General features: G+C 60.0%; 20 protein-coding genes. 7 read left to right on the top strand and 13 right to left on the bottom strand.

All coding sequences use genetic code 11. The annotated features are described in order from the left end of the window. Window positions 1-52: 52 nt before the first annotated feature. From B3527_RS12925 to B3527_RS12940, 4 genes are all read right to left on the bottom strand, one after another. Window positions 53-1,054, bottom strand: coding sequence for an alpha/beta fold hydrolase (locus tag B3527_RS12925; RefSeq protein WP_290480145.1), 1,002 nt, complete (start codon window positions 1,052-1,054; stop codon window positions 53-55). Window positions 1,055-1,119: 65 nt separating this feature from the next. Then, window positions 1,120-1,872 (bottom strand): HesA/MoeB/ThiF family protein, encoded by a 753-nt coding sequence (locus B3527_RS12930; RefSeq protein ID WP_206991550.1) that lies wholly within the window; start codon window positions 1,870-1,872, stop codon window positions 1,120-1,122. Continuing rightward, on the bottom strand, window positions 1,869-2,468 hold the full coding sequence (locus B3527_RS12935) for a nicotinate-nucleotide adenylyltransferase (RefSeq protein WP_290480146.1): 600 nt from the start codon (window positions 2,466-2,468) through the stop codon (window positions 1,869-1,871). The genes B3527_RS12930 and B3527_RS12935 overlap by 4 nt, the downstream gene beginning before the upstream one ends. After that, entirely contained in the window at window positions 2,465-3,751 is a 1,287-nt protein-coding gene (locus B3527_RS12940) for a glutamate-5-semialdehyde dehydrogenase (protein ID WP_290480147.1), read from the bottom strand. Before B3527_RS12940 ends, B3527_RS12935 begins: the two co-directional genes overlap by 4 nt. Before the next feature lie 157 nt (window positions 3,752-3,908). On the opposite strand from B3527_RS12940, the gene B3527_RS12945 reads away from it, so the two are divergent. Next, entirely contained in the window at window positions 3,909-5,480 is a 1,572-nt protein-coding gene (locus B3527_RS12945; protein WP_206991553.1) for a long-chain-fatty-acid--CoA ligase, read from the top strand. A 55-nt stretch (window positions 5,481-5,535) separates the two neighbouring features. On the opposite strand, the gene B3527_RS12950 is transcribed toward B3527_RS12945, so the two are convergent. The 6 genes from B3527_RS12950 to B3527_RS12975 all read right to left on the bottom strand — a co-directional run bounded on the left by B3527_RS12950 (window position 5,536) and on the right by B3527_RS12975 (window position 10,730). Continuing rightward, entirely contained in the window at window positions 5,536-5,805 is a 270-nt protein-coding gene (locus B3527_RS12950) for a hypothetical protein (RefSeq protein WP_034814770.1), read from the bottom strand. A 274-nt stretch (window positions 5,806-6,079) separates the two neighbouring features. Beyond that, window positions 6,080-6,601, bottom strand: a complete 522-nt coding sequence (locus B3527_RS12955) for a CarD family transcriptional regulator (protein WP_034814768.1) — start codon at window positions 6,599-6,601, stop codon at window positions 6,080-6,082. Between the two features lie 245 nt (window positions 6,602-6,846). After that, a complete protein-coding gene (gene fdxA / locus B3527_RS12960) occupies window positions 6,847-7,191 on the bottom strand; it encodes a ferredoxin FdxA (RefSeq protein WP_034814766.1) in 345 nt (114 codons plus the stop codon). 85 nt (window positions 7,192-7,276) lie between these two features. After that, complete coding sequence (locus B3527_RS12965; RefSeq protein ID WP_051607791.1) at window positions 7,277-7,723, bottom strand: TerB family tellurite resistance protein; 447 nt, start codon at window positions 7,721-7,723, stop codon at window positions 7,277-7,279. Beyond that, the gene (locus B3527_RS12970) at window positions 7,720-8,007 is read right to left on the bottom strand and encodes an RNA-binding S4 domain-containing protein (RefSeq protein WP_206991554.1); all 288 of its coding nucleotides are present in this window, start codon (window positions 8,005-8,007) and stop codon (window positions 7,720-7,722) included. The genes B3527_RS12965 and B3527_RS12970 overlap by 4 nt, the downstream gene beginning before the upstream one ends. Continuing rightward, entirely contained in the window at window positions 8,004-10,730 is a 2,727-nt protein-coding gene (locus B3527_RS12975; RefSeq protein ID WP_290480148.1) for a helicase-related protein, read from the bottom strand. The genes B3527_RS12970 and B3527_RS12975 overlap by 4 nt, the downstream gene beginning before the upstream one ends. A 205-nt stretch (window positions 10,731-10,935) precedes the next feature. Here B3527_RS12975 and B3527_RS12980 point away from each other — a divergent pair, with 205 nt between their 5' ends. Continuing rightward, entirely contained in the window at window positions 10,936-12,072 is a 1,137-nt protein-coding gene (locus tag B3527_RS12980) for an acyltransferase family protein (RefSeq protein ID WP_290480149.1), read from the top strand. Window positions 12,073-12,078: 6 nt separating this feature from the next. Here the strand turns inward: B3527_RS12980 and B3527_RS12985 are convergent, their stop codons facing one another. Continuing rightward, complete coding sequence (locus B3527_RS12985) at window positions 12,079-12,894, bottom strand: UDP-2,3-diacylglucosamine diphosphatase (RefSeq protein ID WP_206991557.1); 816 nt, start codon at window positions 12,892-12,894, stop codon at window positions 12,079-12,081. A gap of 135 nt (window positions 12,895-13,029) precedes the next feature. On the opposite strand from B3527_RS12985, the gene B3527_RS12990 reads away from it, so the two are divergent. Then, complete coding sequence (locus B3527_RS12990) at window positions 13,030-13,389, top strand: hypothetical protein (protein ID WP_290480150.1); 360 nt, start codon at window positions 13,030-13,032, stop codon at window positions 13,387-13,389. A 75-nt stretch (window positions 13,390-13,464) separates the two neighbouring features. Here the strand turns inward: B3527_RS12990 and B3527_RS12995 are convergent, their stop codons facing one another. After that, window positions 13,465-14,394 carry a DMT family transporter gene (locus B3527_RS12995; protein ID WP_290480151.1) on the bottom strand — a complete coding sequence of 310 codons (930 nt, stop codon included), beginning with the start codon at window positions 14,392-14,394 and terminating at the stop codon, window positions 13,465-13,467. Next, a complete protein-coding gene (locus B3527_RS13000) occupies window positions 14,391-15,293 on the bottom strand; it encodes an aldo/keto reductase (RefSeq protein WP_290480152.1) in 903 nt (300 codons plus the stop codon). Before B3527_RS13000 ends, B3527_RS12995 begins: the two co-directional genes overlap by 4 nt. Before the next feature lie 183 nt (window positions 15,294-15,476). Here B3527_RS13000 and gap point away from each other — a divergent pair, with 183 nt between their 5' ends. From gap to B3527_RS13020, 4 genes are all read left to right on the top strand, one after another. After that, window positions 15,477-16,484: a type I glyceraldehyde-3-phosphate dehydrogenase gene (gap, locus tag B3527_RS13005; RefSeq protein ID WP_034814749.1), complete on the top strand. Its 1,008-nt coding sequence runs from the start codon at window positions 15,477-15,479 to the stop codon at window positions 16,482-16,484. Window positions 16,485-16,574: 90 nt separating this feature from the next. Then, window positions 16,575-17,771: a phosphoglycerate kinase gene (locus B3527_RS13010; protein ID WP_290480153.1), complete on the top strand. Its 1,197-nt coding sequence runs from the start codon at window positions 16,575-16,577 to the stop codon at window positions 17,769-17,771. Window positions 17,772-18,069: 298 nt separating this feature from the next. Next, entirely contained in the window at window positions 18,070-18,963 is an 894-nt protein-coding gene (locus tag B3527_RS13015) for a fructose bisphosphate aldolase (RefSeq protein WP_290480154.1), read from the top strand. A gap of 104 nt (window positions 18,964-19,067) precedes the next feature. Then, entirely contained in the window at window positions 19,068-21,176 is a 2,109-nt protein-coding gene (locus B3527_RS13020) for a M3 family metallopeptidase (RefSeq protein ID WP_290480155.1), read from the top strand. Window positions 21,177-21,180 lie beyond the last annotated feature (4 nt).

Genomic DNA, 21,180 nt, shown 5'->3' on the forward strand with positions numbered 1-21,180 from the left:
TTTCTCCTATGCCCCTCCTACGCGTGAACCTGCTGACTGGTTTCCCGGAGACCTATTCGCCGTTTGGCTCAACCGCCTCAGGCTCTGCGGTTTCTTCGGAATAAATGGTGGCAAGAAACGCACGGAAGTCTTCTACCGAGGCAACAGGCTGCTCCTCCTGCGGGATATGTCCGGTCTCGGGATAGATGATGAGCTTCGACCCCGGGATGGCATCGGCAAACTTTTCCGCATGTGCCACGGGAATCAGATTGTCAGTATCCCCATGCAGGATCAGCGTCGGCACGGCGATTGCGCTCAGCCTCTCCTTGGACGCAGGCACCCGCAGTGTCGTGCCGCTCATGATCTTGAGCAGCGCCTCGCGATGGCACGGCGCACGAGACATGGCCGAATACCGCTCCACCATTTCATCCGTCACCAGTTCAGGATCCGCAAAGCTGTTTTCCAGCCCCGACCGGATCAAGGCTGACATGTCGAGATCCTTCATCACATTGCGGGCAAACCCATTGCGCAGCAATTTGAAGATCACCGGGTCCTTGTCGTCCTCGCCCGGCGCACTGAGCCAACCGGCCGCATCCACCAGGACCAATCCATCCAGCCTGTCCGGATGGGCGAGTGCATAGGCCCAGGCGGTGTGCCCGCCCATGGAACTGCCGACGAGGGTGAACTGGTCGACGTCCAGTGAATGCGTCACGCGGTCGATACTGGCAATGAATTGCTCGATGCCGATCTCATCATTGTCGACGCAGCGCGACAGGCCATGGCCCGGCAGGTCCAACCGGATGACCCGGTAATCCTTACGCAGATTGCGCACCCATGCGTCCCAGGTGTTCAGAGAGGCAGAATAGCCATGCACAAGCACAAGTATTGGCGCGTCGCGCGGACCGGTATCGGTAAAATGCAGCTCGATCTGACTACCGGATTTCAGGTACCGGCTGTTCGATTTCGAGTAGACCGACTCCAATGTATTGTAGGAAATGTCCGGACGGCGCAGCATCAACCAGCCCGCCGTGAGAATGATCGCAACCGTCACCAGCACGACTAGCAATCGTTTCATCTTGTTCCCGGCTCCCGCAGTTTCAAATCAGGTGATCGGCACTAAGCCCCCCTGACGGCGCCAAGTCAAATCGCACGCTCAGTGCCACAAACACTACAGGTTGCATCGCGCCGCAACCGGACTTTCCTGACGTCGGCCATCAAACCATCGATCAGAATAAGGCTTCCAATCATCGGTTCTCCGGCGCCTGTGACCAGCTTCACGACTTCAAGCGCCATGAGCGTTGAAACCATTCCGGTCACGGGCCCGACCACGCCAACTTCATCGCAAGCCGCCGCATTCGGCGGCGTTTCGGGCACCCAGCAGCGATAGCATGGCGCGCCGTCCCGGCAGCCGGACGCAAACACGCTGGCTTGCCCGGTCCACCCTGCGGCTGCGCCGTGCACCAACAAGCGTTCGCTCAGGTGGGCCGCTGCGTTGAGGGCGTAGCGGGTCGGGAAATTGTCCGTCGCATCGACCAGAATGCTGCCGGACAGCGGGTCGGAAGGCGACCATTTCTTTCGACGCGTGCTGATCCTTGTCCCGGGATGATCCGTCGCCAGGCGCTCAGCCAGGATATCCACCTTGGCCTTGCCGAGGTCGCGTTCTCCAAACTGGATTTGTCGCTGCAGATTCGACCGCTCAATGACATCATCATCCCAGATTTCGATCTGCCCGATGCCTGCAGCCGCCAGGAACATTGCGCATGGCCCGCCGAGCGCCCCTGCCCCGACAATGGATATCGACGCCGCGCGCAGCTTCTGGACGCCGGGTCCGCCTATTTCCTTCAGCATGATGTGGCGCTTGTGCCGGGCGAGGTCTTCCGGGCTGAGGCTCATTGTCCTGCTTTCTTCTGGCGAATAGCGGTCGAGGAGATCGGGTCCAGCGGCGCAGGCAGGTAGACCCATGCAGGCGGATCACGATCCGGCAGCGAGGCGGCAGTTGAAGCCGGGACACGACTACTGGCAAAGCGACGGGCGAACGGTGAGTTGCGAGCACCCGGCCCAATCCCCGGACGCGCCACGATGGCGATCGGCATCATCTGCGCAATCCCCTGCCACGCGCCCCAGAGATGGAAATTGACCATATTGTCAGCGCCCATCAACCAGACGAATTTCGCAGCGGGCGCTGCCGCTGTCAGCGTCGACAAGGTACGATAGGAATAAGTCAGGCCGAGCCGCGTCTCGATATCTGTCACCCGCATTCGTGGATGGTCTGCGACCGCCTCGGCTGACCGGAAGCGGCCCGAAAAATCTCCGTGTCCGGTCTTCAGGGGATTCCCGCGCGCCACGATCCACCAGACCCAATCTAGCTGTAGCCGTTTCATGGCTGTGGATGCCACATGGAAATGGCCGGAATGGGCCGGATTGAAACTGCCGCCGAACAGGCCGATGCGGAGGCCAGCCGATGGTCCCGGTAAAATTGCTCGGCTCAAGGACGAACCTGCCCGGTTCCTCGCACAATGTATTTGTACGTCGTCAGCTGTTCTGCCCCCACGGGTCCGCGCGCATGGATGCGACCCGTGGCGATACCAATCTCGGCGCCCATGCCGAACTCGCCGCCATCCGCAAATTGGGTAGAGGCATTGTGCAGCAAAATCGCGCTGTCGACCGTCGCAAAGAAGCGGTCTGCTGCATCAGAGTCTTCAGTGATGATACATTCTGTGTGACCGGACGACCAGGAGCCAATATGTGCCAGCGCTGCGCTCAGATCATCGACAACCGCAACGGCCAGGATCGGCGCAAGATATTCGGTGGACCAGTCGGCCTCGGTGGCTTCGATCATCTTTGGCACGATGGCGCGGGCGCGGTCATCTCCGCGCAATTCACAGCCCGCTTCCAACAGGCCGGCCGCGATCTTTGGCAATACATCGTCCGCCACAGCCGCATCGACCAGGAGTGTTTCCGCCGAGCCACAGATTCCTGTCCGGCGCATCTTGGCATTCACGACAATGGAAACTGCCTTCTCGGGATCAGCAGCCTTGTCGACGATGACATGGCAAAGCCCTTCGAGATGACCGATCACGGGAACGCGCGCATCCTTTTGCACGCGCTCGACCAGGCTGCGCCCACCGCGCGGGACGATCACGTCCACATTGCCTTCGAGGCCGGCCAGCATGTGGCCTACTGCGGCGCGGTCGGTGGTCATGACCAGTTGCACCGCGTCTTCCGGTAATCCTTCGGCCTTCAGCGCGCCGCGCATGGCGTCAATGATTGCGCGGGACGAGTGCGTGCTTTCAGACCCGCAGCGCAGGATCGCCGCATTGCCCGAGCGCAGACAGAGCGCGCCGGCATCGGCGGTGACATTCGGGCGGCTCTCATAGATGATGCCGATCACGCCCAGCGGCACGGCGATGCGCGCAATGTCCAGCCCATTCGGCCGCTCCCACCGGGCGAGTTCCTTGCCAATGGGGTCGGGCAAGCCGGCCACGGCTTCCACACTGGAGGCAATCCCTTCAAGGCGCGCGGCATCCAGGGCCAGCCGGTCCAGCATGGCCGCGTCGAGCCCCTTGGCTTCGGCAGCGTCCATATCCTGCGCATTGGCCGCCAGGACTTTGGAGGCAGACGCACGAATCGCGGCCGCGACCGCCTGCAAACCGCGTGTTCGGTCAGCGGGCGTCATCTGGCCCAGCTTGCGAGACGCGGCACGGGCGCGGCGGCCCATGTCGAGCATGGTTTCAGCGAGGTCTACGGTGTCGGCTATCATCGTATCAGTCATGTCATGGGATGTGCCGGAAAGCCGGGCCGACCGCAAGACGGCTAAACGTCGCCTACTTCAGCTATCCCAATAGTGATTGCAGGTGGGGACGGGCTGACTCTTCGGGATTTTGCCCTAGAATAGCTTGAAAGAAACAAGAATTTCATCGGAGGAACCCATGATCGATGTAGAGGCAATGCCTCATCTAGCCGATATCCCGCGCGTCCAGGCCAGCATCCGCCCGGATGAGGAGGCTTTCTGGTTCGAAGGCGAGACAACCAGCTTCGCCGAACTGGAGACACGTTCCACCCAGATTGCCAACGGCCTGATCGGCCTGGGCGTGAAACCGGATGACCGGGTCGGCTATCTCGCCAAGAACATGGCTGTCTATTACGAGATGCTGTTCGGCGCCGCCAAGGCCCGCGCAACGATGACCGCCGTCAACACCCGACTCGCCGCACCCGAAGTGAAATTCATCCTGTCGGATGCGCGGGTGAAAGTCCTGTTCGTCGGAAAAGATTTCTACGGCCTGATTGACCAGATCCGCGCCGAATTGCCAGACCTTGAACATATCATCGCGATTGATGGCGATCGGGAGGATTGGAAAGCCTACTCGGCATGGCGCGACAGCCAGCTGACCGATCCACCGGGCCTCACGACGCGCGACGACGATGATGTCATCCAGCTCTATACATCCGGCACTACCGGCATGCCCAAGGGCGTGCAGCTGACCAATGGCAACTACCGCGCCATCTTCGAGCAGGCCGGCATGCTGGAATGGGCGAGCTATGATGTCGGCGACGCGGTCATGAACGCGATGCCCCTCTTCCATGTGGCGGGCGTAAACATCGGTATCCTGACGGCCGCACAAGGTGCCAAAGCTGTCGTGCTGCGTGAAATCGATCCGGCAGCAATCTTGAAACTGATCCCCGAGCACAAGATCGCCCATGCGTTCTGGGTCCCCGCAGTCATCCTGATGCTGACCCAGATACCGAATGTGCGCGACATCAACTGGTCGAGCCTGAAGCAGGTTTTCTATGGCGCCTCTCCGATTGCCGAGAGTTTGCTGCTTGATGCGCAGGACATCATGGGTGCGCGTTTCACCCAGCTCTACGGACTGACCGAGACGGGCGGCTGCGGAACCTATTTGCCGCCTGAAGCCCATGACCCGGCCTGGGGAAAGCTGCGCTCATGCGGCGTACCCTATCCGGCCACAATCGTGCGATGCCTCGACGCAGAAGGGAATCCCGTCCCCACCGGCGAAGTTGGCGAGATCGCCATCAAGTCCGCCTTCGTCATGAAAGGATACTGGAACCGCCCGGATGCCACAAAGGAATCGGTCGACGCGTCCGGGTTCTTCCGGACAGGAGACGCGGGCTATTTCGACGAAGACGGATTTCTCTATATCCACGACCGCGTAAAGGACATGATCGTGTCCGGCGGCGAGAACATTTATCCCGCCGAAGTCGAGAATGCGATCTTTGGCCACCCTGGCGTGGCGGACGTGGCAGTTATTGGCGTGCCCGACGAAAAATGGGGCGAGGCCGTCAAGGCCATCATCGTCGTCAAGCCGGGCGAAGCGCCGACTCAGGACAGCATAATCGCTTGGGCGCGCGAACGCATTGCCGGCTATAAATGCCCAAAGACGGTAGAGTTCATCGAGGTGCTGCCCCGTAATCCGTCCGGCAAAGTCTTGCGCAAGGATTTGCGCGAAACTTACTGGAAGGACCAGGCACGTCGCATCAGCTGATCAGAAGGCGGATGGCATGGCGTCCCCCATGCCGTCCGCTATCAATCATATTGGACTAGTTGGCGAGGCTCAGCCAGTCGCGGGCTGACGACAGCGCCACTTTGACTTCTTCCGAGCTCAGCATATCAGCCATTTCCTGACGCTGCACGCGGGCCTCTTCATGTCCCTTGGACACAGCGAGGTTGAACCATTTGTGCGCAGAGATCAGATCCATCTCCGATCCGACACCAGCGGCACAAGCAAGGCCGGCCTGATAGAACTCATCTGCATTTGCGTCGGCGCCCAACAGGCCACCTGGCTGTATTTCAATATCCGAAAAGGGCATCTTGTTTCTCCTGTCACCCTGCCTTCGCCGCCACCCTGTTTCGGGCATGTCAGCCAAGACATCCATCCGTCACCAGAGCATTCCGGCGACAGGCAAAGAGTGCCTTCTCTCCTTTGCCGTATGGTTAACAGGAACCTGCCCAAACCCCGGCTATTTTAATATTCCGGGTCCGGTTGTTCATTTTTGATGCAATTTGAGGACTTCGGACATGAAAAACCCCCGCACGGCGAGGCGGCCGTACGGGGGTTCTGCATGATCGAAAGGAGTTGGAGGCTTAAGCAGCCACTTTCTTCTTTGCGAGAGATTCTGCGAGTTTTTCCATGGCGTCGCCCTTCTCGATATTCTCGACGGCGGCGAGTTCACGAGCCATGCGGTCCAGGGCGCTCTCATAAAGCTGGCGCTCGGAATAGGACTGTTCCGGCTGATCTTCGCCACGGTGCAGGTCGCGAACGACTTCCGCAATAGAGATCAGGTCACCGGAATTGATCTTCGCTTCATATTCCTGAGCCCGGCGCGACCACATGGTCCGCTTGATGCGCGCACGACCACCCAGGGTCTTCAGCGCATCTTCGACCAGCTTGGAACCCGCCAGAGCGCGCATGCCAGAGGCTTCGGCGCGATTGGTTGGGACGCGAAGGATCATTTTGTCCTGATCAAAGGACACCACATAGACCTCCAGGTCCATGCCGGCCACAGTCTGCTTCTCAACGCTCGTGATCTTGCCCACCCCGTGTGCGGGGTAAACGACGCTTTGACCCACTTCAAACGCCAGTTCCGCAGATGCTTTTTTAGCCATGTTGGATATCGCCCTTTTCTACGCATTTAGAGCCGACAAAATCCCCCCCAGTCCGACGCATTTGACGGTCTGAGTTGAAGTTTCCGGATCTTTTCAGTTATTACTCAAGTCTGAACGATAGCATAAATGTGCAGCTTTTTCAACAGACACGCCCAGATGCTAACCAAGAGTAAAGTTCCCAAGGTCGCTGATTTTGTTAACGTTTATTGAGAAACCCAGCAAAATCAGGGTTCGGACGACCCGATTCAGGCGTCGCCTTCACCCGGTTTGGGGCTGAAATATTTCTCCAGCTTACCGGTTTCTTGCGCAAATTCTTCCCGGTCTGCCGGCGGTTCCTTCATCCGGGTGATATTTGGCCAGGTCTGCGCATACTCGGTATTCAGCTTCAGCCATTTGGCGTCCGGGTCATCCTCGGTATCGGGCTTGATGGCCTCCACAGGGCATTCCGGCTCGCACACACCGCAATCGATGCACTCATCCGGGTGGATGACCAGCATGTTCTCGCCTTCATAGAAGCAGTCGACAGGGCAAACCTCGACGCAATCCATGTATTTGCAGCGGATACAGGCATCAACGACAATATAGGTCATGGGCAGGAGGGCCTTCTGGGGTTTGTGCACCGGCGAAATGGCGCGCGCAGGCGCTCATGTCAATGAGGTGTTCTGACAGGAGTCTTCAGGAAGCGTCGGCGATCCGCTTTTCCGCCGCCTGGCGAGCCTGTGCGCGAGAAATATCGTCAATATGCAGCAGCGAGGCGACATGGCGGATATAGGCATCCTCGATATCGCTTTTTTCGCCATCAGCCAGCGCAACCCGGTACAAGCCTTCAATGATGGAAATCCGCTCCGCAATCGGCAGCTTCTTCACATGCTTGGTAAACTGGTGGGAACCGACCGCCTCTTCAGCCAAGGCTTCGCCTTCGGCCAGCACAGCATCTGCCTTGTCTGCATCGAATTTGAACGCTTCCAACAGGATTTCAGCGATCATGTCGCTTTCAATGTTCACATAGACCCCATCGGACAGGGCAGCCTCGACAAGTAGCGCCGCGGCCGCGACTTGCGGGTCCATCGGTCTCTCGGCAGGCGTTTTCTGCCGGAACAGATTTTTCAGCGTGTTCATCATGTGTCGGTCTCCAGCGTCGTGTACATTGCCGCCGCCTCTTCTGCCGGCCCTCTCCGAGTGCCCAGATCCAGCACTTCGACGGTCCTGATATGCGCGCCTCGCGCCAGCGTGACAACATCTCCAACGCAAATAGCGGCGCCCGGCTTGTTGACGCGCCGGGTCTGGCCATTGCGGGTCAATCGGACGCCCCGCTTGCGGATATACGTTCCGGACAGGGCGCGAGTCTTGAAAAACCGTGTCCGCCACAGCCACACATCAAGGCGCAGCGTTGGCGTGTCCGTCATTGAAAGGGCTTGTACTCGAAGCTCGTATCAGCTGCGCTTTCAGCGGCGGCTTCCGGCTTGGGTTTTGGCTTGCGTTTCTTTTTCTTTGGTTTGTTAGCCGCCTGCTTGGGCTCCGGCAGCAGGGCTGCGAGCGCCGCGAACGGGCTGTCCGGGTCCGGCTGGCGCGACTGCGAGGCACTGCGGGAATTGGACCGCCCGCCCCCGCCTTGCTGTTTTGGTCCGCGTGGACCTTTCGGGCCTTTGCCACCGGCATTCTGATCTCGGCCGCGCTGGGGGGGGCGCCCGCCTTCAGACCGCCCCTCGGGACGGGCGCGGGACGCATAGCGCCACAAAGTAACGGCATCCGTTTCCTTGTCCTTTTCCGCAGGCGCAAGGCCAAAGCCTTTCAACACGGCGGGCCAGTCATCGGCAGGGCAAGAGACGACGGAAGCCAGGTCGATCTCGATGGGGAATGCGTTCTTCGAGGCTTCCTTGCGGCGCTTGGCGATCTCCCAGCCGAGACGTTCGGCAAGGTCTGCGCGCACAGCCCGGCGGCCGAAACGGAGATAGCCATTGGCGGCAAGCGCCTCTTCCGGCCATGTGCCATCAAGCGCAAATGACCCGGCCCCCTCGGGTGCCAGTGGGAAAGGCTGACCTTCAAACACAGCGCGCAGAATGGCGATCATGCGCTGGCCTGCAGGCTTTTGCGCATCCGGCACATGTGCCGCGACACGGCCTGCTCTCACCCCAATGCCTTTGAGGGCTTCACGCTGGTCGCCGGTCAGACGCAGACTTGGGTCATCCTGGCGAAGATCAACCGCAGCCCCGGTTTCAAGAAGACGGAAGGCAATCCCGCGCGCGAGACCTTCCAGCGCATCGCCCGCTTTTTCAACGGCCAGCTTTGTATGAGTTGGCAGGATCTTGGCGGTCTCGGCCGCGGCCCATTGCTCCAGCCGCTGGCGCGCAGCTTCACGCTCGGCCGGGTCGACTTCGGATGCGCCGACAATCTCGACGCGCGGCGCCATCCAGCTCGATCCCTTGGCCAGATGGGCCACGGGCGAATTGATGTGTTCGATCTGGCCTTCATCATTCAGTTTGAACGCATCATCCGGCGCCGCCACGATCAGCGACAGGCGTTCCAGGATCAGCGGGCGCACAGCGGCTTGGGCTGCGCTGCGCACCGCCTTGCCTTCGAGCGTACGGGCATCAAGAACAGGTTCGAAGGTCAGGCCTTTCAGGCGTCCAACGACATGGCCTTCCACACGGACATCACCTTCCGGGGTCAATTCGGTCACGAGGGCGTCTTCCTTCTTCAGGCTGGCAAGCAAAGCGGTGGTTCGCCGGTCCACGAACCGGGCAGTCAGCGCTTCGTGTAGCGCGTCTGACAGGGAGTCTTCAATCTCTCGTGTTCGATCCTGCCATTTTTCCGGGTTTTCCAGCCAGTCAGGCCGATGGGCGGCATAGGTCCAGGTCCGTATATTGGCAAGCCGCTGCTGCAGCTTCGCAATATCGCCCTGGGTCGATGAAAGATCATCCAGACGGCGCTCCAGCCCCTTGTCGGCAAGGCGCGCATCCGGATTGGCGAGCGTTTCAGCAAGGCCCAGCACGAGCCGCGCATGGCCTTCCGGCCCGGCTTTGCGGAAGTCTGGCAGGCGGGCCAGATCCCATAGCCGCCGCACTTCGCGCGCACCCGCCACATTCGGCCCGATGGCCGCATCTTCCGCCATTCGGCGCAGCACCCATTCATCCAGTGCATGCGGATTATGGATCAGGGATGGATGCCCGGATGGGGTCTCAAGGCTCAGGATCAGGCGGCGCAGGCTGGAGAAGTCGAGTGCAGAGTTGCGCCATTGCAGATGATCCACCGGATCGAACCGATGCGCCTCGATGGCCTGCCATGTCGCTTCATCGAATGGCGGACAGGTCGCTGTCTCCCCAAATTCACCATCGGTACGGAACCGCCCGGCCCGGCCCGCGATCTGTGCGCATTCTGCTGGTGTCAGCAGGCGATGGCGCCGCCCATCGAACTTCGAGCGTGAGGCGAACACGACCCGGTCGACATCAAGGTTCAGCCCCATGCCGATCGCATCAGTTGCAACAATGTAGTCGACTTCGCCGGACTGGTAGAGCTCAACTTGCGAATTCCGCGTGCGCGGGCTCAGCGCGCCCATCACAATCGCCGCTCCCCCCTTCTGGCGCCGCAGCAATTCGCCAATCGCATAGACCTCATCCGCGCTGAATGCGACAATGGCCGTGCGCTTCGGCAGTTTGGTGATCTTGCAATGCCCGGTATAGCGCAGCTCTGAAAACCGCTCGCGAGGCTCGGTCTCGGCGCCAAGGTCCAATTTGCGCAACACACTGCGCATCGTGTCGCTGCCCAGCAGCAATGTCTCGTGATTGCCGCGCAAATTCAGGATACGGTCGGTGAAAACATGGCCCCGATCCTGGTCTTCGGCCAGCTGAATCTCGTCAATCGCGACGAAATCCACTTTCAGATCCACCGGCATGGATTCCACTGTGCACACCCAGTATCGCGCCGTACGCGGAACAATGCGCTCCTCACCAGTAATCAGCGCGACATGGGCCGCGCCCTTGCGCTCGACCACGCGATCATAAACCTCGCGCGCCAACAGGCGCAGCGGCAGGCCGATCATGCCGGTGCCAAACCCCGTCATCCGCTCGATGGCATAGTGGGTCTTGCCGGTATTGGTGGGGCCGAGAATGGCCTTCAGGGTGGAACTCATCGACGTTGCGTGGCGGGGCCGCCATTGAAAGTCAAGTTGAGCCTGCAATCGGCCCACACCCCCTGCCCCCGAACCGGTCAATCTGACAGGAAACTGCCCTTGATCCTGTCGCCCGGAAAAAACCCGCCTGTCGATCCAATTAGAAGTTGTCCGCCTCTGCGCACTCCCCTAGAGCCCTCGGAAACAATGGGGACTTCGCGTGACAATGACCGCCATGAATCAGGCTCGCTCTTCGAGCCAGAGGTTCTATGTCCTCGACGGCATGCGCGGGATCGCGGCGATCATCGTGATGCTCTACCACTATATTGGAAGCGGACAGTCCAGGCTGCTCATGAACAGCTATATTGCCGTGGACCTGTTCTTCATCCTCAGCGGCTTTGTCATCTATCATGCCTATGCCAAGGCCCTGCGGGACGGCATGCCTGCGGGCGTCTATGCCAACAAACGGATTTCCCGGCTCGCCCCGACTGTCGCGGGCGGCGTGGTACTCGGCGCCATCGCGATGCTGATCGTGTTTGCCGAGACCGGGCGGGCCTTCAACCCCCTCCAGTTCACCCTGACCCATATCGGGCATTTCGCTTTCATCCCGGCGCTCAGCGATTACGAGATCCCTGCGAACGGCACGCTGGAACTCTTCCCGTCCAATCCGCCGCTCTGGTCGATCTTCTACGAATTTGTCGCCAGCATCGCCTTCATCTGGATTGCGCGCCTGCCGAAATGGCGACTGGTCGGCACCTGCCTTGCCGCCTTCTCGCTCTACCTGTTTTGCTGTCTCGCGCTGGCCCGCTTGTCCGGCAATGGCCTGACCGCCAATGTCGGCTGGAGCCATCAGACCTTCTTCTTCGGCTTTCCGCGCGTTTTCTCGGCCTTCCTCGCCGGGATCATCATCTACCGGCTGGTCCAGAATCCTGCCGGCCCGGCGGCCCGATACTTGCCACGCTTTACAGGCCTGATGCCCACGCTGATCGTATTCGCGGTGACGCTCGGCATCCTGATGTTTCCCGTCTACGCAAAAGGCGCCTATCAGTTTATCGCCATCGGCCTGCTCTGCCCGCTGCTCATCCTGATCGGCGCGCGCGTCCAGCCGGGCAGCCTCTGGCTTACCGGGGTCTGCGAGCGTCTCGGCCTGATCTCGTTTCCGCTCTATTGTGTGCACGAGCCCGTCCGCCACCTGACTGGCGTTCTGCTGCGCCGTACCGGTCTGACGGACATCCCGACCGAGTTGCGCGTCACCCTGACCGTGATCCTCGCCCTACTGGTCTCAATCGGCTTGCTCTGGCTCCTCGGCCAATTCCAGGCCCGCCGCCGCCTCAGCGCCAGTTTGAAACCGTTTTTGGGATAGGATGGATCAGGCCATCGCCTCGGCGCGGACCAGCTCTGCGACCGGCGCTTTTTCGTTCACCACATGCGGCTGGAAGTGGAGCAGTTCCCAGCGTCCGTCATGATGCTCGACGAGGGCCGTGCAGCTCTCTACCCAGTCGCCATCATTCATGTAGGTGATGCCGTCAATGTCGCGCATTTCGGCGACATGGATGTGACCACAGATCGCGCCGTCGAATTCCTTGCGACGACAATAATCCGCCACATGGCCCTCGAAATTATGGATATGGTTCAGCGCCCGCTTGGTGCGCTTTTTCAGGGCCTGTGACAGCGACCAGTACGGCATACCGAACCAGCGACGGATCGCGTTCAGCTTCGTATTGGTCCAGAGCAGGAAATTATAGGCATGATCGCCCAGATGCATGATCCATTTGCGGTCGGCCCGCATCATGCCGTCAAACATGTCGCCATGTACGACCAGATAGCGCTTGCCATCTTCGCCCTCATGCACGGCGCGGTTCTTCACCTTGATGTCGCCAAAGGCGAGCCGGAACTGCAGGAAGGCGCGCAGGAACTCGTCATGGTTCCCGATGATATAGGTCACGTCCGTGCCGCGCTTCGCAGCCGTCAGGATACGGCGGATGACGTTCGTGTGTGATTGCGGCCAGTACCATTTCTTGCGCATCCGCCAGCCATCAATGATGTCGCCCACCAGATAGAGCTGCTCGGATGTATGCGTCTTCATGAAGGCGCACAGCGCATCGGCCTGGCATCCGGCACTGCCGAGATGCACATCGGAGATGAAGATCGAACGATAATCAGGGCGAGGATCGGCACGGGTCATGATGCCCGCCCTTAAGTGCGTTCGGTATGAGTTTTATGACAGTTTACCCCCTATTTTCGTCACAAAAATGCAATAAAAACAGGGTTAACAAAAAGACTTGTCCTCCCCCTCCGCAGGCGGAGGTATAATCAGCGCATGGATGACGCCTTCGCTACTTTGCGAAACCTGCCGCCGCACCTGCGGCCGTACCGGTTCTGGATCTGGCTACAGGTCGTGATCCTCACCTTTCACGTGCGCCATATCCAGCGGGATATGCGCGCCATGATGGTGCGCATATTACCCCGCGGAGAGGTCGATATTGTCGCTGTCGGGGACGGGCAGGGAACGATCAAACCTGATCCGCTGGCCTTTGAGCCATCGAAGGGCTTCCGACTGGCGATGGGGGAGTTGGATTTGGCTGTGCCGATGGGCGAGCGGCTTCAGTCAGCCCCTGCCGTCACAATGCCACGTCGGCCCTGTGCGACCGGCACGCGCCTGCCGCGTCCCGATACCTGACGCGAAGTGTCCCGATGAAAATCCAACTGTCTTCCAAGCGCCTTCACGGGCGTCGCATGCGCAGGAACAGGCGGTCTAACCTTCCTTCACGCCCCCACCGCGCCGGGCGAGCCAGACACCACCCAGGATCAGGGCGAACGCGATCAGCGCCTGCCAGCTCTGCGTCTCTCGGAAGAATATCCAACCGAGCACGGCGCTGACCACTGGAATCGCATAACCCGTCAGGGACAAGAATGTCGCGCTCGTCCGCGCGATCAAGTACATGTACAGCGCCTGTGCAATTGCCGTCGGGATCACGCCAAGCCCCACCACGGCGGCCCAATGCGTCCAGTCGGCATTGACCTCGGACGGGTGCACCGTGAAGGCCAGCGGCCACGAAACCACCGCCGCCAGCGTGACGAAACCGGTCGCGAACGGAATGGCCTCGATCCGGGGTGCGCCGCGCGCCATCAGGCTTGCAAGGGCGTAATTCATCGTCGCGAGGATCAGCAGCAGCTGCGCCACAACACTCGCATCGCCGAGCCCCTTCATCGCATCCGGCCCGAACAACACAGCCACACCCGCAAAACCGGTCAGCACGCCAATCGCGGTTCCGCGATTCATCCGTTCATCCGCAAACAGAAAGGTTGCCCCACTCACCACGAAGATCGGTACAGCGGCGGTATAAAGTGCGGCAAGGCTGGAATTGACCGTCTCCTGAGCGGTCGTGATCAGGAAGAAGGGAAAGACGGAGCCTGCGAGCCCCATCCCGATGATCGCCACCCAGCGCTTGCGGTCTCTCAATGGCGGCAATTTCTGCCCCCGTGCCAACATCAGCACCCACAGTACCGCCGCGCCAATCGTCAACCGCCCCGGCAGCACCCAGGCCACCGGCAGGCCCATATCCGGATTGCCCTTGTCCACCGCCACCCGGGTCAGCGCATAAGCCCCGGCCCAGAACAGGGTCAACAGAGCAAACAGCCCCCAATCAGCGGCAGAGCGGCTTTGAAGCTGGGGCCCATTCATGGCATCGCCGCGCCGCGCGACGCCTCGATTATACTGTACCAGTCCGGACGGCTGAGCTGAATTTCCAGCGCGCGCGTCGCCGCCTTCAGGCGCGCCGGAGTCTGCGTGCCCAGCAGAACAATGGGCTGCGCCGGATGCATCAGGACGAAAGCCAGCGCCACTTCGCTGCGGCTCACGCCATGCCCGGCCGCGATCCTGTCGAGCGCCTGATGCACATCCGCCAACCTTTCAGGATCATCAGGCTGCGGTCTATATCCATCGGCCAGCCGACCGCCCGCCAGCGGCGACCAAACCAGCGCCGCCGCACCGACTTCCTGGCACCAGTCCAGTGTGCCGTCTTCCAGGGGCGCCAGATGCAGGGCGGAAAATTCCGGCTGCGTGCTGACAAGCTTCGGCCCCAGATGCGCCTGCAATGCGCGGGTTTGCGCCACGGAGAAATTGGAGACTCCTGCTGCCCCGATCTTGCCGTCTGCCAGAAGCATTTCCAGCGCATCGGCAACTTCCTCCCAAGGGGTCAACAGGTCCGGCCGGTGAATTTGGTAAAGGTCGATCTGCTCAACGCCAAGCCGCGCAAGCGACGCTTCGCAGGCCTCGATCAGGTATTTACGACTCGAATTGTAGGGCGCGGGGGGAATAATCCCGCCCTTGGTCGCCAATACCATTCTCGTGCGCCGCGCAGGATCAGCCTTCAACACCTTGCCCAGCAAGACCTCGGCCGCGCCAAATCCATCCCCGCCAAATCCGTAGATGTCAGCCGTGTCGATAAGAGTCATGCCCAGATCGAGCGCGGTCTCCACAAGATTCTCCGCATGGGACAATTCATGTCCCAAAAAGCGCCAGCAACCGAAGCCCAAGGCACCCGCGCGCAGTCCGCTCGTTCCGATCCCTACCTGACGCATGAAACCGCCTCCTCGTGACTTCAGGCCATAAGAGGCCGCTGAAGCCAAGTCCACGACTGATCTCTGTTAGCGAAAACAGGCAGTAAGCGGCGCGAGGCCGCATGGGCAGCGGGTGGACGAAATTGCGCGGGCGTCGTAAAGGGCCAGCAGATTTATAGCCTGCCGCTCCAAAGGAGATTTTTCATGGCCGTTCGCGTTGCAATCAATGGTTTTGGCCGCATTGGCCGTCTCGTCCTTCGTTCGATCATCGAGCATGACCGCAAGGACATCGAAGTCGTCTCGATCAACGACCTCGGTCCCGTGGCCACCAATGCCCACCTGCTCCAGTATGATTCCGTTCATGGCCGGTTGAACCAGACGGTCGAAGTGGACGGTGACACGATCATCGTCGGCGACCGCAAATTCCTCTGCACCGCCGTACGCGACCCCGCTGACCTGCCGCATGCCGAGTTGGATATCGACATCGCAATGGAATGTACCGGCATCTTCGCCGACAAGGAAAAAGCGTCTGCTCACCTCAAGGCGGGCGCCAAACGCGTGCTGGTCTCTGCTCCGGCGACAAATGCTGACAAGACCATCGTCTTCGGTGTGAACCACGACACGCTTACCAAAGATGATCTCGTCGTCTCCAACGCATCCTGCACCACCAACTGCCTGTCGCCCGTCGCCAAAGTGCTGAACGACACGGTCGGTATCAAGCGCGGCTACATGACGACGGTCCACTCCTATACGGGTGACCAGCCAACCCTCGACCGGATGCACAAGGACCTCTATCGCGGCCGCGCGGCTGCGATGTCCATGATCCCGACCTCGACCGGCGCAGCAAAAGCCGTTGGCCTGGTCCTGCCGGAACTGAAGGGCAAGCTCGACGGTTCCGCCATCCGCGTCCCAACGCCAAACGTCTCGATGATCGACCTCGTCTTCGATGCCGGCAAGCCAACCACGGTCGAAGAAGTGAACACGGCCATCAAGGCCGCCGCTGACGGTCCAATGAAAGGCGTGCTCGGCTATACTGACAAGCCGCTCGTCTCCGCAGACTTCAACCACGATCCGCACTCGTCCACCTTTGCGCTCGACCAAACGCAGGTCATCGAAGGCACCATGGTTCGGGTCCTGTCCTGGTACGACAATGAGTGGGGCTTCGCGACCCGCATGAGCGATACTGCCCTCGCCATGTCCAAACTCATCTAAAACCCTTCTCCAGAGCGCTTCCCAACCGGGAGGCGCTCTTTTTCCATGCCGCATCGCACCCGGTTGGCCGGGCATTCTGGAGGAAATACCATGTCCAGCTTCAAACGCCTTGCCGATGCCGGCGATCTGACCGGCAAGACCGCGCTTGTCCGAGTCGACTTCAACGTGCCCATGGAAAACGGCCTCGTCACCGATGACACGCGCCTGCGGGCCGCCATTGATACGGTGCAAACCCTGCGCACCCAGGGCGCCAAGGTCGCCCTGCTCGCACATTTCGGCCGCCCCAAGGGTGAGCGCGTTGCAGACATGAGCCTTGCGCCGATTGCAGGCGCCTTCGCCAAAGTGCTCGGCTCGAATGTCAGCTTTATCGCCGACTGCAAGGGCGAGCATGTGAAGCAGGCCATTGCTGATCTCGACCCTGCCGGCGTGATCCTTCTGGAGAACACCCGCTTCTATGCAGGCGAGGAAAAAGGCGACCCGGAACTGGCGAAAGAAATCGCCGCACTCGGCGACATCTACGTCAATGATGCCTTCTCGGCCGCCCACCGCAAGCATGTCTCTACGGCTGTACTCGCGACCCTCCTGCCCGCCTATGCAGGCGTGAACATGGAAGCTGAACTCGACGCGCTCGACAAGGCGCTCGGCACGCCGGAACGTCCCGTGCTGGCTGTGGTCGGCGGCGCGAAAGTCTCTTCCAAGATCGACCTTCTGAAGAACCTTGTTACCCAGGTCGACTCGCTGGCGATCGGCGGCGGCATGGCCAACACATTCCTGGCCGCGCAGGGGATCAGTGTCGGCAAGTCCCTCTGCGAGCATGATCTCGCTGAGACCGCCCGCGAGATCATGCAGGTCGCTAAAGAAAACAATTGCAATATCCTGCTTCCGGTCGATGTTGTTGTCGCGAAGGACTTCAAGGCTCACGCCGAGAACCGCACCTGCGCAACGGATGAGGTCGCAGACGATGAGATGATCCTCGACGCTGGCGTCAGGACGATCGCACAGCTGGTTGCCGCGATGGGCAACTCAAAGACACTGGTCTGGAACGGGCCGCTCGGCGCGTTCGAACTGACCCCTTTTGACAAGGCCACCGTTGCAGCAGCCCAAGCTGCGGGTATCCGCGCAAGTGACGGCAAGCTGATCGCCGTCGCCGGAGGCGGCGATACCGTTGCCGCGCTCAATCATGCCGAGGCCGCCGACGAGTTCACCTTCGTCTCAACCGCTGGCGGCGCCTTCCTTGAATGGATGGAAGGCAAGCCCCTGCCCGGTGTGGAAGCTCTCAAAGCCTGATCCCTTTTGAGACAGCCTGCGGCAAATCGCGCAGGCGGCTGCAAATGACAACGTTCTCATCGGTTTGCTGCGCGGCGTCAGAAAAAATTGATGTTCCAGATGAAATCGATTTCAGGCCCTGAATCCCACACGTCTCTGGCAGTCCTTTCCCCCGAAACTGCCCGTACTGCCTGAGATTCGGGCGGGTGCGAGCGCGCTCACATCAATCCTTGTCAGCCTGTTGACCCAGAAGACAGGCACGGTACTTGAATGCAAAGTTTGCAAATTCCACGCATGCAAGGGACGCCCCGTTAAAATCATGACCAATCCTCAAATGGCCCGGCAGATTGCCGACAAGAATGGCTTCATCGCAGCGCTTGACCAGTCGGGTGGCTCCACCCCCAAGGCTCTGCGCCTCTACGGCGTGAACGAAGACGCCTATTCCAATGACGAAGAAATGTTCGGCCTGATCCATGAGATGCGTGCCCGCATCATCAAGGCACCAGCCTTCAATGGCGAAAAGGTCATTGGCGCGATCCTGTTTGAACGCACCATGGATGGCGAAGTCGATGGCACGCCAACCGCCGAATACCTCTGGAACGCCCATCAGGTCGTTCCCTTCCTGAAAGTCGACAAAGGCCTCGCAGACGAAGCCAATGGCGTCCAGATGATGAAGCCGATGCCGGACCTCGATCACCTGCTCGAACGCGCGGTCGGCAAGGGTATCTTCGGCACCAAGATGCGCTCGGTTATCAATGCCGCCAATCAGGAAGGCATCGCTGCCATCGTTGCACAGCAGTTTGACGTTGGCCGCCAGATCCTGGGCCACGGCCTGATGCCGATCATCGAGCCTGAGGTCACGATCACGATTGCCGACAAGGCCGAGGCCGAGGATATTCTCCTGGCCGAGATCACCAAGCAGCTCGACGCGCTGGGCGAGGACAAGCGGGTAATGCTGAAACTGTCCCTGCCGACCAAAGCAAACCAGTACAAGTCGCTGGTCGATCATCCGCGCGTGATGCGCGTTGTCGCGCTTTCCGGTGGATATTCTCGCGAAGATGCCTGCGCCAAGCTTGCCAATAACTCCGGCATGATTGCCAGCTTCTCCCGCGCCCTGACCGAAGGCCTCTCGGCCCAGCAAAGCGACGAAGAGTTCAATTCCACGCTTGCCGCCACGATTGATCGCATTTGTGCGGCATCCAGCGCCGGATAGGCCGGGTTTGTCCTAGACTCGCGCCTGACGCGAAAGCAAAGTGCCGCCCATGTTAAACATGAGGCGGCATTTTTTGTTCGCCAATCGATTGGGGACTTAAAGGCATGATTAAACACACCGTAACAGGCGCGGTATCCGCGCTGACGCTCCTGGCGGCTGCTTCTTGCATGGCAACCGTCGAGCCGACAGCGTTGGAACAGGCAGAGGCAAACACGCCTAGCCTGCAGGACGAAGCCAGCGCGATGCTGGCCGAGCTCGTCGTCAATCCGGCCTCTGCGGAAGTGTTCGAATCCCGTTGCGAGAATGCGATGCTGCTCGCCGGAAAGTTCATCACCGATCTTGAAACCCGCGACACGCCGCCCGGTGTTCAGGACATTCAGGATTTTGACCTGCTGACAAATATCGCCTTTTCGGTTGGCTATGGAGAAGCGGCTATCGTGGCCGAAGCAAACCCGGACGAAGCGTTGAGGGAAGTCGGCAGCGCATGTCAGGAAGACACAGCCAGCATCATCTCGACGCTCTCCCTGTCCGGCCCCATCTACGAACGCATGGTCGCGATTGATGCCGACGCCCTCAATGATCGCTCCGCCCTCATGTTGTCCCGCATTCTGAGAGACTATCGGCGCAGCGGTGTCGACAAGGACGAAGCGACGCGAACGCGCGTAGAGGAACTGAACGCCGAACTGGCGGAGATCAGCACTGAGTTCAGCAAAAACCTCCGCGAAATTGTCGGACAGGTCGAAGTCGATTCAGTCGACGCGCTGGAGGGACTGCCACAGGATTATATCGACGCCCACACGCCCAATGAGGATGGCAAGATCGTCATCACGACCAACTATCCGGACCTGATGCCTGTCTTCAACTACTCCCCGAACGAAGACTTGAAGAAATCCCTCTTCATTGCCTCGGCCAACCGTGCGTATCCGGAGAATGTAGAGCCACTCCGGAAACTGCTCGAGAAGCGCTACGAACTTGCACAATTGCTGGGCTATGAAAATTACGCAGCCTATATCACCGAAGACAAGATGACGGGCTCGCCAGAGGTTGCCATCGACTTCCTCGACGGTGTCGAAGCCGCCGCCCGAAACGCCGCTGAAATCGAATACGAACGCCTGCTGGCTTTTCAACAAAACAGTAATCCCGACGCGACGCAGGTCAGCCAGTGGCACAGCGGCTATCTTTCGGAACAGATTCGCCAAACCGACTATGCGCTCGACGCCCAGGAAGTGCGCCAGTACTTCGCCTACAATGACGTTCGGTCAGGCATATTTTCGTTGGTACAGGACCTGTTCGAAGTCGAGATACGTGACTGGACCGATGCTCCGATTTGGCAGGAAACCGTAACCGCTCACGAAATCTACAAGGATGGCGAACTGGTCGGCCGTTTCTTCCTCGACATGCATCCCCGCGAGGGCAAGTTCAAACACGCGGCCGCCTTCCCCATTCGGTTCGGCCCAACATCTGAAGGCGTGCCAGTTGCCTCACTGATGTGCAACTTCCCTGCGGGCGATCATACGACCGGTCTGATGGAGCATAGACAGGTCGAAACCTTCCTCCATGAATTCGGCCACCTCATCCATGCGATGTTCTCTGGCCAACCAGACTACGCCGATCTCAGCATGAGCAGCCTTGAATGGGATTTCATTGAAGCCCCGTCACAGATGCTGGAAAACTGGGTGTGGGATTATGATACGCTGGCAAAGTTCGCCGTAAACTCCGACGGCGAAATCATTCCCGTCGAACTGGTCGAGAAGATGAACGCCGCGCGTGACTTCGGCACCGGCCTCGGCACGCTCCGTCAGCTGACCTATGCCGGCGTCTCGATGAATTACTATAATCGCCCACCCTCTGAGGTCGATTTCGAGAAGATCTGGCTTGAACAGGAAGCTGGCCTCAGCCCGTTCGAGACCCTGCCGGACCTCCATCGGTATGCCAGCTTTGGGCACCTCGATGGCTATTCTGCGATCTACTACACTTATCAATGGTCACTCGCGATCGCGACAGACATGTTCAAGCAGTTCGAAGCAAACGGCTTGCGCGACGAAGTCACCGCTGAACGCTATCGGGAACTGGTCCTGAGCGCCGGATCATCAAAACCGGCCGCCGAACTCGTGCATGATTTCCTTGGGCGCGATTGGTCGCCTAAAGCGTATGAGCAGCACTTGATCGACGCCGCGGCGTCCGCACCCAGTGTGGAAGCTGAAAAGGACTAGCAGT

It is taken from the genome of Hyphomonas sp. UBA4505 (assembly GCF_002388685.1).
Taxonomy (GTDB): Bacteria; Pseudomonadota; Alphaproteobacteria; order Caulobacterales; family Hyphomonadaceae; genus Hyphomonas.

Bases quoted from the DNA above. Each gene is read 5' to 3' on its own strand.
- B3527_RS12945 (WP_206991553.1), top strand. From the start codon at position 3,909: ATGATCGATGTAGAGGCAATGCCTCATCTAGCCGATATCCCGCGCGTC.
- B3527_RS13020 (WP_290480155.1), top strand. From the start codon at position 19,068: ATGATTAAACACACCGTAACAGGCGCGGTATCCGCGCTGACGCTCCTG.
- gap (WP_034814749.1), top strand. From the start codon at position 15,477: ATGGCCGTTCGCGTTGCAATCAATGGTTTTGGCCGCATTGGCCGTCTC.
- B3527_RS12965 (WP_051607791.1), bottom strand. From the start codon at position 7,723: ATGATGAACACGCTGAAAAATCTGTTCCGGCAGAAAACGCCTGCCGAG.
- B3527_RS12985 (WP_206991557.1), bottom strand. From the start codon at position 12,894: ATGACCCGTGCCGATCCTCGCCCTGATTATCGTTCGATCTTCATCTCC.
- B3527_RS12930 (WP_206991550.1), bottom strand. From the start codon at position 1,872: ATGAGCCTCAGCCCGGAAGACCTCGCCCGGCACAAGCGCCACATCATG.
- B3527_RS12990 (WP_290480150.1), top strand. From the start codon at position 13,030: ATGGATGACGCCTTCGCTACTTTGCGAAACCTGCCGCCGCACCTGCGG.
- B3527_RS13015 (WP_290480154.1), top strand. From the start codon at position 18,070: ATGACCAATCCTCAAATGGCCCGGCAGATTGCCGACAAGAATGGCTTC.
- B3527_RS12925 (WP_290480145.1), bottom strand. From the start codon at position 1,054: ATGAAACGATTGCTAGTCGTGCTGGTGACGGTTGCGATCATTCTCACG.
- fdxA (WP_034814766.1), bottom strand. From the start codon at position 7,191: ATGACCTATATTGTCGTTGATGCCTGTATCCGCTGCAAATACATGGAT.
- B3527_RS13000 (WP_290480152.1), bottom strand. From the start codon at position 15,293: ATGCGTCAGGTAGGGATCGGAACGAGCGGACTGCGCGCGGGTGCCTTG.
- B3527_RS13010 (WP_290480153.1), top strand. From the start codon at position 16,575: ATGTCCAGCTTCAAACGCCTTGCCGATGCCGGCGATCTGACCGGCAAG.
- B3527_RS12950 (WP_034814770.1), bottom strand. From the start codon at position 5,805: ATGCCCTTTTCGGATATTGAAATACAGCCAGGTGGCCTGTTGGGCGCC.
- B3527_RS12940 (WP_290480147.1), bottom strand. From the start codon at position 3,751: ATGACTGATACGATGATAGCCGACACCGTAGACCTCGCTGAAACCATG.
- B3527_RS12955 (WP_034814768.1), bottom strand. From the start codon at position 6,601: ATGGCTAAAAAAGCATCTGCGGAACTGGCGTTTGAAGTGGGTCAAAGC.
- B3527_RS12970 (WP_206991554.1), bottom strand. From the start codon at position 8,007: ATGACGGACACGCCAACGCTGCGCCTTGATGTGTGGCTGTGGCGGACA.
- B3527_RS12975 (WP_290480148.1), bottom strand. From the start codon at position 10,730: ATGAGTTCCACCCTGAAGGCCATTCTCGGCCCCACCAATACCGGCAAG.
- B3527_RS12980 (WP_290480149.1), top strand. From the start codon at position 10,936: ATGACCGCCATGAATCAGGCTCGCTCTTCGAGCCAGAGGTTCTATGTC.
- B3527_RS12995 (WP_290480151.1), bottom strand. From the start codon at position 14,394: ATGAATGGGCCCCAGCTTCAAAGCCGCTCTGCCGCTGATTGGGGGCTG.